Source organism: Rhodococcus sp. LW-XY12 (assembly GCF_019317345.1).
Lineage (GTDB): Bacteria > Actinomycetota > Actinomycetes > Mycobacteriales > Mycobacteriaceae > Rhodococcus > Rhodococcus pyridinivorans.
Map to the genome: position 1 here is coordinate 2,625,686 of NZ_CP079225.1, position 12,928 is coordinate 2,638,613.

Consider the following 12,928-nt stretch of genomic DNA (forward strand, 5'->3'; position numbering starts at 1 on the left):
TGAGAGTTTTCGAAGCCGATACCGGCCCACTTCAGCGCCGGTCCTTATGGCTTCGGCCACCGAACCACTCGTCTTCGAGCACTGCCCGACCGGAAAGGTGAGTTGACGCCCATGCCAAAATCAACCCGGGAGAGCGCCCTTCAATGAGTAGCCCCATCAACCAGGCTCGCAAACTCGAACAGGTGCGATACGACATCCGCGGACGCATCCTGGACAAGACAGAAGAACTCGAAGCCGAGGGTCACACTATCCTCCGGCTGAACGTGGGCAACCCGGCGCCGTTCGGGTTCGAAGCTCCCGACGAGATCATGATGGCGATGATCCGGAATCTCCCCACCTCTCAGGGATACTGCGATTCACGCGGATTGTTCTCCGCCCGGACTGCGGTGGTGCAGTATTACCAAAGCAGGGGCATTACTGCACTCGACGTAGACGATGTCTACCTCGGAAACGGTGTTTCCGAGCTGATCACGATGACCCTCCAGGCGATGTGTGATCCTGAGGACGAGATCCTCATTCCAGCACCGGACTATCCGCTGTGGACTGCGTCCGTGGCGCTTGCGGGCGGAACACCGGTGCACTACTTGACGGATGAATCCAGCGCCTGGGCTCCGGATTTCGAAGACCTCGAGGCGCGCATCACCGACCGCACCCGGGGCATCGTCGTGATCAATCCGAACAACCCCACCGGTGCCGTCTATTCGCCGGCAGTGCTCCAACGATTCGCCGACATCGCACGCAGACATGACCTCGTACTGTTCGCGGACGAAATCTACGAGAAAATCGTCTACGACAACCAGGACGTAACCAATCTGGCTTCATTGACCGGCAGCGACGTCCTGTGTTTGACCTACTCGGGGCTGTCCAAGGCCTACCGGGTGTGCGGGTTCCGCGCGGGCTGGTTGGCCATTACCGGTCCACGTCACCGCGCCTTCAGTTTCATCGAGGGCATCAAGCTCCTCGCCAATATGCGGATGTGTGCCAATGTCCCGGCGCAGCATGCCATTCAGACGGCGCTCGGCGGCTATCAATCCATCAACGACCTGCTTCTGCCGAAGGGGCGGTTGACCGAACAGCGCAACCTCGCTCACCGGATGCTCAACAAGATCGACGGTGTCAGTTGTGAGCAAGCAAAAGGCGCGCTATACCTGTTTCCGCGCCTTGATACCGATCGATTCGGCATCGTCGACGACGAGAAGTTCGCGCTGGACCTCCTGAGCTCGGAAAAGATCCTCATCAGTCACGGCCGGGCATTCAACTGGTCCAAGCCCGACCACTTTCGGCTGGTGACCCTGCCGAGGGTCGATGAGCTCGGTACGGCGCTCGATCGCCTCGGCAACTTCTTGAGCCACTATCGGCAATAGCCCTCCGGCTGGGAAGAAGGGCGATGGGTCTATGCTCGCCCTTCCTCCGGCGGGGGACTGGCAGTCGACGCTCCGGCATTCCTGAGCTGGCCGCAGAACTTCCGGTCGTTCGACGCTACCCCGTTATCTAGCCTCTGACCTATAGGGGCTGGCTTCGATCGAAAAGCCCTCCACGGTCGCCATCATGTTCTCGAACAGTTCGGTGTAATTATCACCGGAAAGACGGAATCGGCCGGCGACATGTTCGAAGAATGTGTTCGTCAGTGGAACAACCTGCCCCGGTTCAGGGAGCGCCTCTGCATAAGGGCCCGGGGTGACACCGATCATCGACGTCACCGACTCGATCCGGCAGGGCCGCTCATAAGGCAGTTGCATAAGCAACCAACCTGCACGGCCTTCAGGTTGACCTGTCGTTACTGCGCTGATTCCACGGCCGCAGGAGAGTTCGTATTGCATCCACATCAGATCAAACTTGTAGATCTCGCGCCACACGAAGGGTATTCCCGCGCCGCCGACTCTCGAGCCCATCTCAAGAAAAGTGCATGCCTGGTCCGGCATAGCGTTGTGGTCGACGAAGATCTCGATGTGGAACACAATTGTTTCATCATTGCTGCACATTGCTTTGAGAACGGAATCGATATAATCAACTATTCCGCGTCGAAGGGGAGAATCATCGATCTCCAACGATCCTAGGAAACCTCCGCTTTGGAATTCCAGGCAGGTGTTGAAGTTCCGTGATGTGCCGATGCGAACTATCTCGCCTTGAGAGTAGAGTCCGTCGATGTTGTAGGTCGGTAGATCGATGTAGGACTGAGCGATGTAGACGTATTGGTCATCGAGTACGACCCTCGAAATTTCCTGTGCGGATCTGACGACAGTCACGCCGACGCATGACGACGCGAGGGTAGGTTTGACGATGATCGGGAACCCGACTTCCTGCGCTAGCGCACGGATGTCCTCATGGTCCTCGACCGCGACGAATCGGGGCGCCCGGATGCCTGCTTTCTCCATCACTCGTGCTTGATGAAGTTTGTCCCGGAATCTCACGATGTCCGCGACCTTGGGGCCCGGGCAACCGAACCTCTCACGCAGTTGAGCAGCGACGATGGTGTCGTCCTCGTAAAGGGCGATTACATAGTCCGGCATCCCGTGTTCGGCGACCAGGGAGTTTGCTGCAGCAAGAACGGTCTCAAAGGAGTCCGTAGAGTCCACCTGTCGAAAGTCTTTCGCGAACACGGGGATCCCGCCAACGCCGACTTTGGTCGCGATGTAGGTGACCGTGTGTTGGGTGTGATCTACGTATTTTTCGTACTGGGCATACTCGTCGACCCACCGATTCAGGATCATCACATGATCAGTCATAGTCCTAGATCTGGGACTGCAGCAGTCCCTTCCGGCGATCAGGGTGGTCAGTTTCGGAGCGGGGTTCGCTGCCCCGGATTTGACTTTCGAGGTGGTGATCGTGATCTTCTCGGTCAGCAGGTCGGACAGGCCTGTCAGCTGCGCCAAGGTCATCACCGGTATCAGGCCGCCGTACGACACGATGTTGTCGTCGTCGAACAGTGCGGACTCGGCGTTGAACGCGTGGGACACTTGCACTGGAAGTGCCTTTCTTGAACTGGACTGGTTTGTGCGTGAAGAACATCAATCATCCCAGTTCAGGGGGCGCTTTCTTTATTTCGACACGCCGCTACCCGCCGGGGGCATCGGTGGATTCAGGCTAATACCGCCGGGTCCGGGCGCGTGATGGCAGGATCGGGACTCGTGAGCTCCGCGAATCTGACCCGTGCCGAAACCGCCGCGCGCGCCCGCGCACTCGACGTGCACTCCTACCGCGTCGAACTCGACCTGCGGGGTGCCGTCGACGCCCGACGCACCGGATTCCCCACGGTCACGACGCTCGAATTCACCGCCTCCACCGACGAGGCCTGGCTCGATTTCATCGGCGACTCCGTCGAGTCGGTGACGATCAACGGTGAGCTCGTGCCCGTCGTCTACGACGGCGCGCGGATCACCATCGGTGGTCTGAAGGAGATCAACGTCGTCACCGTCGTCGCGACCGGCCGGTACAGCCGGTCGGGGGAGGGGCTGCACCGCTTCGTCGACCCCGTCGACGGCGAAACCTATCTCTACACCCAGTACGAACCGGCCGACGCCCGTCGCGTGTTCGCGTGCTTCGAACAGCCGGATCTCAAGGCGCCGTTCACCTTCGTGGTCACGGCCCCGCGCCGCTGGCAGGTGCTCTCGAACGAGGCCGCCGAGCGCACGGTGCAGCGCGACGACACCCAGACCGTGACGTTCGCGCCGACCCAGCCGATCTCCACCTACATCACCGCGATCGTCGCCGGCCCGTACCACCGGGTCGACGCGTCGTGGAGCCGCGACGAGCTGACGGTGCCGCTGGGAGTGCTGTGCCGCGCGTCACTCGCCGAGCATCTCGACGCCGACGAGATCGTCGAGGTCACCCGGCAGGGCATGGACTTCTACGCCGAGCACTTCGACTATCCGTATCCGTTCGGCAAGTACGACCAGGTGTTCGTGCCCGAATACAACCTCGGTGCGATGGAGAACCCCGGCTGCGTCACCTTCACCGAGGCGTACGTTTTCCGCGGTGCCGCCACCGCCGCCCAGCATCAGGGTCGCGCGAACACGATCCTCCACGAGATGGCCCACATGTGGTTCGGCGATCTGGTGACCATGAAGTGGTGGGACGACCTGTGGCTGAAGGAGTCGTTCGCCGATTTCATGGGCGCCTTCACCAGCGCTGAGGCCACCAAGTTCACCGACGCGTGGGTGGCCTTCGCGAACCGCCGCAAGGCCTGGGCGTATCTGCAGGACCAGCTGCCCACGACGCATCCGATCGTCGCCGACATCGTCGACCTCGAGGCCGCGAAGCTGAACTTCGACGGCATCACCTACGCCAAGGGCGCGAGCGTGCTCAAGCAGCTCGTGGCCTATGTCGGCCGCGACGCCTTCTTCGAAGGTGCCCGCCGGTACTTCCGCAAGCACGCCTTCGGCAACACCGCCCTCGACGATCTGCTCGTCGAACTGTCGAGCACCTCCGGCCGCGACCTGACGTCGTGGGCGCAGGCGTGGCTGCAGACCACCGGCGTATCAACCCTGCATCTCGAGGAGTCCGGGACCGGGTACGAGATCGTGCAGGGCGATCCGCGCCCGCATCGCCTCGCCGTCGGCTGTTACGACTCCGACGACTCCGGCGACCTCGTCCGCACCCACCGCGTCGAGGTCGACCTCGCCGACGAACGCACCCCCGTCGACCTGCCCGAGGCGGCGCTGGTGCTGCTCAACGACGACGACCTCACCTACGCCAAGGTTCGCCTCGACACGCGGTCGCTCGACACGGTCGAGTCCTCCCTGGACCGCGTCCGCGAACCGCTCGCGCGCGGACTGCTGTGGTCGGCGCTGTGGAACGCGACCCGCGACGGGGAACTCGCCGTCGACCGCTATCTGTCGATGGCCGCCGGGTTCGCCCCGTACGAGGCGGACATCGCGCTGCTCACCGCGGTGCTTGCCAACGCGGCCCAGGCCGTCGAACACTATGTGCCGGACTCGGCGCGCACCGATGCGCGGCGTCGCTGGCTCGACGCGGCCTGGGACGGAATGCACGGTGTCGCACCCGGCAGCGACGCCCAGCTGGCATTCGCCCGCGCGCTCGGTGTCGCGGCGAGCGTGGACGACCGGCACGCCGCCGACCTGCGAGCGATCCTGTGCGGCAACCTCGCACCGCCGGAGGGCCTGCGCCTCGACCCCGACCTGCGATGGAGCTGGTGGGCAGCGCTGACCACGACCGGCGACGCCGACGAGGCCGACCTCGACGAGGAACTGCGCAACGACGACACCGCCTCGGGACGCACCGCGCACCTGCGCGCGCTCGCCTCTCGCCCGCGCGCCGAGGTCAAGGCGCACGCGTGGGCGACGATCCTCGCCGACCACACCCTCACCAACGACCACCTCGACGCGACCATCGCCGGGTTCCGCGCCGGGGAGCGCCGCGACCTGATCTCCGCCTACGACACCGATTACTTCGCGGTGCTCTGTGAGACGTGGACGAGCCGCAGCATCGAGATCGCCCGCCGCATCGTCGTCGGATTGTTTCCCGCGGCCGACAGCCTCGAACCCGTCGACACCTGGCTCGAGGCCCACACCGATGCCCCGGCCGCGCTGCGGCGCCTGGTCATCGAACAGCGCGATCATCTCGCCCGCGACCTGCGTGTCCAGAGGATCAACACGCCGTGACCAGCCCGGATCTGCCCCGTCCCGAGGGGCCCGCGGTCCCGGACACGGTCGCCACCGCGATGCGGCGACTGCGGGAGAAGGCGACTTCGGAGAACACCCGCGCCGCCCAGATCGGCGACTGGACGATCTTCACCCGCTGGTGCGAACGCACCGGGCACAGTCCGATGCCGGCCACCGCCGAGCAACTGAGCTGGTTCCTCACCGAGAAGGCCGCCGAAGTGCGCCCCGATGGACGCTGGGCGTACGCGCCGTCGACGCTGTCGCGCTGGGTGTCGACCATCAACAAGATGCACGCCCTGGCGGGCCTACCGAAACCCGGTGGGCACGAATCGGTCCGGGACCTGCTGCGAGGCATCCGACGCGATCGGGCCACCCCGCCGGCGCGCCGGACCCCGCTGCTCACCGACGACATCCGCACCATCCTCTCCGCGATGCGCGTCGAGGCGGCCGACGGAGGGTGGGCCGAACGCGTCGCCGAACGTCGCGACGCGGCGCTGCTGCTCATGGGATTGGCCGGGGCGCTGCGCCGCTCGGAGCTCACCGGGCTCGTCGTCTCCGACGTCGTCCCGCACCGCGCCGACGGGCTCTACGTGACGGTCCGCCGGTCCAAGACCGACCGCAGTGCGCGCGGCCGCACGGTCACCCTGCCGTACGGGTCCGATCCGCACACCTGTCCGGTGTGTGCCTATAGACGCTGGCGGGAGGTGCTCGACGCGTGGGACGAGTCCGGACGCGAGGCCGTCGTCGACCTGCTCGGTACCGCCGCGGCCGACCCGGCCGAGCACTGCTGCCGTGGTCTGGCGGCCGGGCGCACGCAGGACGGCGACCGGCCCCTGTTCCGGCCGGTGCACCACAGCGGCGCGGTGGGGACGACCGCGCTGTCGGGGCAGTCCGTGCACTCGATGATCCAGCGCCGCGCCCGCCGCGCCGGATTCAGCGACGACCTCGTCGCCACCCTGGGCGGGCACAGCCTGCGGGCCGGGTTCGTCACCCAGGCGGTGCGCGGCGGCGCGACCACACAGACGATCATGACGCAGACCGGACACGCGGACGAACGGATGGTCGCGCTGTACAGCCGCCACCACGCCGGTCTCGTCGGCAACGCGGTCACCCAACTCGGCCTGTGAACGGATCCGGGTGGATCCGATCCCACTCAGCGACGCCGAACCCACCCGAATCGACGATGGAACCAGCCCAGGCCGTCGCCCGACGCTCGTAGGCTGAGGCGCGACCGACATACGGACAGGAGATCGCGGTGGCACAGACGAAAACGGACGCTCCGACCATCGACGAGTTGCTCACCGAACTCGCTGCACTCGACGACCCGAAGATCCGCGCGGTGAACGAGAAACACGGCGACGACCACGGCGTGAACCTCAGCGCCCTGCGCGCCGTCGCCAAGCGGGTGAAGACGCAGCACGAGCTCGCGCAGCAACTCTGGGCCACCGGCGACACCGCCGCCCGGCTGCTCGCGCTGCTGATCTGCCGCCCGAAGGCGTTCACCGCCGACGAACTCGACACGATGGTCCGTGAGACCGGCACCCCGAAGGTGCACGACTGGTTCGTGAACTACGTCGTGAAGAAGAACCCGCACGCGGAGGAGCTGCGCGGGCGATGGATGACCGATCCAGATCCGATCGTCGCGAGCGCAGGCTGGGCACTCACCGCCGAGCGTGTCGTCAAGAACGCCGACGGCCTCGACCTGTCCGGCCTGCTCGACATCATCGACGCTCAGATGCGCGACGCCCCCGAACGATTGCAGTGGGCGATGAACACGTGCCTGGCGCAGGTCGGCATCGAACACCTCGACCACCGGGCCCGCGCGCTCGACATCGGCGAACGCCTCGAGGTGCTGAAGGACTATCCGACGTCACCGGGCTGCACGTCACCGTACGCGCCGGCCTGGATCGGCGAGATGGTGCAACGGAAGAACGAGGCGAAGGCCACCCAGCCGTAGCTCACGCCACGTCGAGTGTGCGGATCTGCTGCCGGATCTCGTGCCACCCGGTGGTCCTTCCCGTCAGCAGCCACACCCGGGCGTCGATGTCGTCGCTCACAGGTCCGCGCACCTCACGGATCTCGGTGAAATACGGTTCGAGGTCGAACGGGTCGGCACCGGTGAACAGCACATCGGTGCTCGACTCGTCGGGAAGAGGGAAATAGCCGTACGCGCGGTTGGGCTGTGCGCCGACAGATCCTCGTACGCGCCCGCGGTGCTCGCGGCGATCCGTTCCCCGACGTCGCTGTTGGACATCGGCACCGAGACGGACGGCACGAGCGCGGCGAGCGCCACGCCGATCACCACCCAGCTCGCGGGCGATCAGCGCGACGACCACGACCGCAGCCACCGTCGCCACGATCGCCGGTATCCGCAGCACGAGGGGGTAGCCGTAGTACTCGGGAAAAATCGGGCGGATATGGCTGAGTGCACGCCTATGGTCTGTGGAACCGCGCGGGAGTGGCCGGCGGCCGGGAGGTGGCGGGGGTTGAGGCCGAGACGGTAACCACCACCTTTGGTTGTGTCGAAAAACCTTCGTTTCTCGACAGGGTTGAGCGTGAAACCGTTTATCCAGGTCGAGGATGTTGAATACCCGTGTCGAGAAACTACGTCGGATAACCTCACCGTCGGATATTGTCGACACGTGCTGATCGGCTACGCCCGCGTCTCGACCGGCGACCAGAACCCGAATCACCAGATCGACGCGCTGCGCCGGGCCGGCGTTTCCGACGAGAACATCCACGTCGACCACGCCTCCGGCGCGAAGGCATCCCGCCCCCAACTGGATCTGGTGCTCAGGTTGCTGAGACAGGGAGACCAACTCGCGATCACACGCCTCGACCGGCTAGGCCGCTCGGTACTGCACCTGATCGGCCTCGGCGCCGAACTCCGGGAAAAAGGGCGTCGGCCTGAAGGTGCTCGAACAGGGCATCGACACCGCCACCGCAGAGGGCCGCGCCATGTTCGGGATGCTCTCGGTGCTCGCCGAGCTCCAACGCGAGTTGATCGTGGCCAACACCCGCAATGGGCTTGCCGCAGCCAGGGCTCGCGGCCGCAAGGGCGGGCGCCCACCGAAACTCACTGCCGAGCAGGTCGAGCACGCTCAACGTCTCTACGACGCCAACACGCACACCGTCGCCCAGATCGCCGGACTGCTCGGCGTGCGCCGCACCACTCTTTATGGGCACCTGAGCAAGTCCGACGATGTATCGGCAGGTTCCGAGACAACGACCTCTACCGACCTTGGCCTGGACATACTCGAGCACCCCGTCCCGGTGCGGAAGACACGGGGTGCCTGCCCGAGTTGCGGGCACGAGCCCAGCACCCGATCCGAGGCCGCTCACCAACGCGCCGACGTGGCCGTCACCTGGCTACACCGAGACCTCGACGTCCCTGGCGAAATCGTCGCTCGAAACCATTGCCGCAATTGCCAACCTGAAGAACCTGCTGTCGATGTTGCCTGCACCGTCTGTGGAGACGGCCCCATCCTCGCCGGAGAATTCGCCGCCGAAATCGACACCAACGACGTCCTGCCCGATCCGGTACAACAGTGGCTCACCGACGCCGGATGGCAAACGGACCCAACGCTGCTGTGCCCCGAACATGCCTGAATGGCCAGTCGGGTCCTGGGTCCGCCTCTTGCCCGCGCCGAGTTGTCCACATAATCAAAACCCCACGCAGGTGCAACAGAACTCGCCCGCCTGCCATGCCGGGGTCAGTATTCACATGCCGTCGACACTCTGCGTCGACGTTGGGCAGGTGCACCTATACGCGACCTCGACGCCACGCCCACACGGACAGCCCGATTCCTACGACAGACGCCACCGGTAGCAGCCATCTCATCCGATTCCACATGGTGATCTCGTGGTACTGCTCGCTCGACAGGAATTGCCCTGTCGGTGTTCTCGGACCGGACAAGTCCCACCAGAGACTCCCGGAACTGCTCATGGCCTGTGGCCAGGCCATGAAGACCCCTACCGAGGTTACGATCATGAGGCACGTGACAGGGAATACCATCCAGAACCAAGGGGATTCAGGGGTCCGCTCATGTCGGGAGCCCTTTGGCAGAACCACACACGCCACCAATGCCACAACGCCGAAAGCACAGAATATCAACCACGCCACGACCTCGATGGTAGTGGTCCACTGCTGCACACTCCTGGAGGCGTAGGATCGTCGTCCACGATGGGCAAAGAGATCATATCTCGGGCCTAGGTCCGGGCGTCTCTTATGCGGTGCGAGCGGTAGCAACTGGCTCTGAGCGCGTACAGGCCAGCGGCGGACCTGTTTGTTCTCCAGATGAGAACCTGGAGAAGGTAGTCGACGGGACCGATCGTTAAAGGAAATCGATCGCGTAGACCTCTTCGGTCTCTCTATTCCCGGGTTCGGATATGATTCGGGCCTTGGAGGCTGCCATTTCGATGCCTGCCCCATCGGGATGGTCGATCTTGTAGTAGACCGCTATCCGGTGAAGCAAATCGATAATTATCTCCGCTCGACTACCCTCGTTCTGTCGACGTTCGTCCGGACGGAACAAAATTCGACTGTAGCGCTCGTTGCCCATAGACACGCGATCGGGAATGAAGTCGCGAGCATAGCGCTCGATGGTGGATCCCCAGATCGGCAGGTTGTCGTAGAACACAAGGTTAGATGGGCAGAGATAGTGTGGCCGCGGAACGTAGGGAGCAGACGTCGTATAGGATTCTCCATCTGCCCTCAACCAGCTCATCCCAACTCGTCCCACATTGCGACTGTATTCGACTCCGTCGACTAACACCTCCCACGCCGATTCCATAGGTGCGACAGTTGCAAGAAAAAACCGTAGAATTCCGTCTCTTGACGTTTGTCCTTCGATTTCTATCAAGAAGTATCCCGACGGCCTTATAAGGATACTGGAGATCCCGGATTCTTCAATGTGGTCGAATTGCTGAATTCTGGAAACGGAGCGTGTTTCGCAGAGGTTGTCCCAATAGCTCATGATACCTCTCGTACTGAGGTTATAAAAAGAAAAGGTGTTTTAGGGCGAGCTTCCTTGCTACCGCCTATCGTCCGTCTTCCCGACCTCGCTTCGGTGAGGCTCGGGACCTCCATGGCATCAGGCGCACCGTCAGGTCGACAAGGAGCGGGAGTTTCGAGAATTGGTTGGTTTCCCGTCCGTGAAACTCCCGCTCGGCCATGTCCCACTTGGCTCGCTGCGCGTGAGCCGCAGTTTATGTGTGGTCGTCGATGGGGTTTGTCCACTGGCAGAGGTCGCCGGGCCCGCTTCCTGAATATTCCGAACAAGTGTACCGACCGATCGCGAACCGAAGCCCGCCAAATGTTTGGTCGTATCCGAGCGACGGAATCTCCAGTCCGAGATTGATTACCTCGACGAAATATTTTCCCTCAGAGAGCGGAGTATTATAGGTACTGTATGCCGGATTGGTGTCCGTCCCAGAATTAACGAGGGTCTTCTCCGTTACAGTCCGATCCCCGGCTCTAGAAATATCCTGTCGCACTCGGTAGGTCAGAGCGAAAGTTCGTGACGGGAAGCCGAGGGTAGTCACTCTGGTCTCGACCCGTTGGTTAGTCCTATTGTCGAGAATGTTTGCAACTCGGAAGGCGAACTCTTTGCTCCACTCGACCTGCCCCGAGCTGGATGCGGCACCGATACACAAATCAACATGCTTGGATACACGCGGTCCGTTCAAGCTCGGCGCGGAAATGTTGGTCGGCTCCATCGTGTCGCACTCTATTGTGGAGTTGTTGAGGCGTGGTATTGACGGGGCCTGGTTGAATTCCTCGGAATCCGGTACCACGAAGACATTCTGCCCGCCTGCGCCTGTGACCGTTACGCCGAACGGTGTGCAACCAAATTGGAAGCCGGAGGTCAATCCGGAGTCCTGGGCCGTGCTAAGCGCAACGTCGATGCAGGAGTACGCTGACCTGACGGGTGAACGAGGCGTTTCAATGTCCCGATGTTCAAAGGCCTGAAACGTTCCTCCGATGTCGTTCGGGCTCGCATCGGATACAGGATATCCATAGACGCTCTGCTCGTAGCCTGCTGTAGACCATTCGTCGAGGACCGGACTGGTCACGGGCCATGCTCCGTGGTTGGGGTGCCAGTAAAGGACGCCGCGTTCGAAGCGGTTCATGCGGCCTTCGCTGCTGGCTCCGACCCAGATCTCGTCGGTGATGGGGTACCCGAGCAGGCCGCCGGGTCCCTCCCCACCGGTCAGTGCCCATTTGTCCCGGATCGCACCACCGATGACATTTGCTCCAGGTGAAGCGACAGGGTGCCAGTAGATGTCCGCGTTCTGGAAGTGCTGGCGGCGACCGATCCCGTCGGAATTGACGATCTCATCGGTGGTGGGATAGCCCAGGAAGCTGGCCTCCCAGCCGAACGAGCCCCATTTGGTCATGAAGCTGTTGACGACCGGGTGAGCGCCGGCGGTGGGATGTGCGTAGATTGGCCCGACAAGAAACTCCTGGCGGGATCCGATGCCGTCGGGGTTGGACAGCTCGACGTTGATCGGGTGCTTGAGGAAGCTGTTCTCCGCACCGAGGGATAGATACTTGTCGAGGATCGCCCCGCACACGATATGCGGTGACGGCCAGAAGTACTGACACGCCATCGGCGCGAACGCAGACCGGGAGGCCTGGGCCTGAGCCTCCAATGTCTCGGCCAGGTCGGCGTCGGCCTTGGTGAACGGCTCCGGGATCTCCTGCCGGTCGGACCGCATCTGTCCGGGCACGATCGTCGCGTTCGGATTCTCCGTGGGGCCCGACGCGTAGGGAACCTTGCTGATCGGTGGTACTTCTGTCGGCCCCGATTCCGGGGTCTGGGTGCTCACTTCCGTGGGAACCGCCGGGGCCTGCGCAGGCTGCGGCGCCGCAGCGGTCGCCGAGATTGTCGGCACGGGCTCGGGCGCCGGTGGAGTCGTCGCGCACGGCACGGATGGCGGCGTCGTCGCGGTCGCGGTGGACGACGGTGTGGTCGTGGGTGCCAGGCAGGGATCAGCCGAGGTCTCGACTGGCCTGTCCGTCGGTGCGAGGTCTGGGGCGGTCGAGAGTGTGGTGGTCGTGGGAGCGGCCGGGCTGGTGGTGGTCGGCTGTGCGAGCGCTGCCGACTCCCCGGCGGCAATCATCACCACAGCCGTGCCGGCGACCACACACCGGCCCAGCCATCTGTGTCGAGACATGAAGGAACCACGCTGAGTGTGCAAATCCATCTGACACCTACTGTCTTTCGAGTGGTACAGGGTCAGCGGCGGCGCCATCGCTGCCTCAAAACGTAAACGCTTTCCTATGAAGCGCAAACGCATCAGGC

At 63.4% G+C, this 12,928-nt stretch carries 9 protein-coding genes and 2 pseudogenes; 6 read left to right on the plus strand and 5 right to left on the minus strand.

What is annotated here, in order from left to right; all coding sequences use genetic code 11:
- The first annotated feature begins 143 nt into the window (after positions 1-143).
- The gene (locus KXC42_RS12355) at positions 144-1,364 is read left to right on the plus strand and encodes a pyridoxal phosphate-dependent aminotransferase (protein ID WP_071935015.1); all 1,221 of its coding nucleotides are present in this window, start codon (positions 144-146) and stop codon (positions 1,362-1,364) included.
- Between the two features lie 123 nt (positions 1,365-1,487).
- Here the strand turns inward: KXC42_RS12355 and KXC42_RS12360 are convergent, their stop codons facing one another.
- Positions 1,488-2,726 (minus strand): acetyl-CoA carboxylase biotin carboxylase subunit family protein, encoded by a 1,239-nt coding sequence (locus tag KXC42_RS12360; protein ID WP_071935016.1) that lies wholly within the window; start codon positions 2,724-2,726, stop codon positions 1,488-1,490.
- 30 nt (positions 2,727-2,756) lie between these two features.
- Positions 2,757-2,963 (minus strand): annotated as a pseudogene (locus KXC42_RS27235) (IS1380 family transposase); the annotation flags it as partial.
- Positions 2,964-3,128: 165 nt separating this feature from the next.
- Here KXC42_RS27235 and pepN point away from each other — a divergent pair.
- From pepN to KXC42_RS12375, 3 genes are all read left to right on the plus strand, one after another.
- Positions 3,129-5,621: an aminopeptidase N gene (pepN, locus tag KXC42_RS12365; RefSeq protein WP_071936391.1), complete on the plus strand. Its 2,493-nt coding sequence runs from the start codon at positions 3,129-3,131 to the stop codon at positions 5,619-5,621.
- On the plus strand, positions 5,618-6,748 hold the full coding sequence (locus KXC42_RS12370; protein ID WP_071935018.1) for a tyrosine-type recombinase/integrase: 1,131 nt from the start codon (positions 5,618-5,620) through the stop codon (positions 6,746-6,748). The genes pepN and KXC42_RS12370 overlap by 4 nt, the downstream gene beginning before the upstream one ends.
- Before the next feature lie 128 nt (positions 6,749-6,876).
- Positions 6,877-7,578, plus strand: a complete 702-nt coding sequence (locus KXC42_RS12375) for a DNA alkylation repair protein (RefSeq protein ID WP_219129086.1) — start codon at positions 6,877-6,879, stop codon at positions 7,576-7,578.
- Position 7,579: 1 nt separating this feature from the next.
- Here the strand turns inward: KXC42_RS12375 and KXC42_RS12380 are convergent, their stop codons facing one another.
- Complete coding sequence (locus KXC42_RS12380; RefSeq protein WP_198040621.1) at positions 7,580-7,969, minus strand: hypothetical protein; 390 nt, start codon at positions 7,967-7,969, stop codon at positions 7,580-7,582.
- Positions 7,970-8,263: 294 nt separating this feature from the next.
- On the opposite strand from KXC42_RS12380, the pseudogene KXC42_RS12385 reads away from it, so the two are divergent.
- Positions 8,264-9,230 (plus strand): annotated as a pseudogene (locus KXC42_RS12385) (recombinase family protein).
- A 725-nt stretch (positions 9,231-9,955) separates the two neighbouring features.
- Here KXC42_RS12385 and KXC42_RS12390 read toward each other — a convergent pair.
- Both KXC42_RS12390 and KXC42_RS12395 read right to left on the minus strand, forming a co-directional pair.
- Complete coding sequence (locus KXC42_RS12390; RefSeq protein WP_156895151.1) at positions 9,956-10,597, minus strand: hypothetical protein; 642 nt, start codon at positions 10,595-10,597, stop codon at positions 9,956-9,958.
- 232 nt (positions 10,598-10,829) lie between these two features.
- Positions 10,830-12,452 carry an LGFP repeat-containing protein gene (locus KXC42_RS12395; protein WP_257605816.1) on the minus strand — a complete coding sequence of 541 codons (1,623 nt, stop codon included), beginning with the start codon at positions 12,450-12,452 and terminating at the stop codon, positions 10,830-10,832.
- Here KXC42_RS12395 and KXC42_RS12400 point away from each other — a divergent pair.
- On the plus strand, positions 12,445-12,816 hold the full coding sequence (locus KXC42_RS12400) for a hypothetical protein (protein ID WP_219129087.1): 372 nt from the start codon (positions 12,445-12,447) through the stop codon (positions 12,814-12,816). The two genes, KXC42_RS12395 and KXC42_RS12400, sit on opposite strands and share 8 nt — an antisense overlap.
- The last annotated feature ends 112 nt before the right edge of the window (positions 12,817-12,928 follow it).

Bases quoted from the DNA above. Each gene is read 5' to 3' on its own strand.
- KXC42_RS12355 (WP_071935015.1), top strand. From the start codon at position 144: ATGAGTAGCCCCATCAACCAGGCTCGCAAACTCGAACAGGTGCGATAC.
- KXC42_RS12360 (WP_071935016.1), bottom strand. From the start codon at position 2,726: ATGACTGATCATGTGATGATCCTGAATCGGTGGGTCGACGAGTATGCC.
- KXC42_RS12390 (WP_156895151.1), bottom strand. From the start codon at position 10,597: ATGAGCTATTGGGACAACCTCTGCGAAACACGCTCCGTTTCCAGAATT.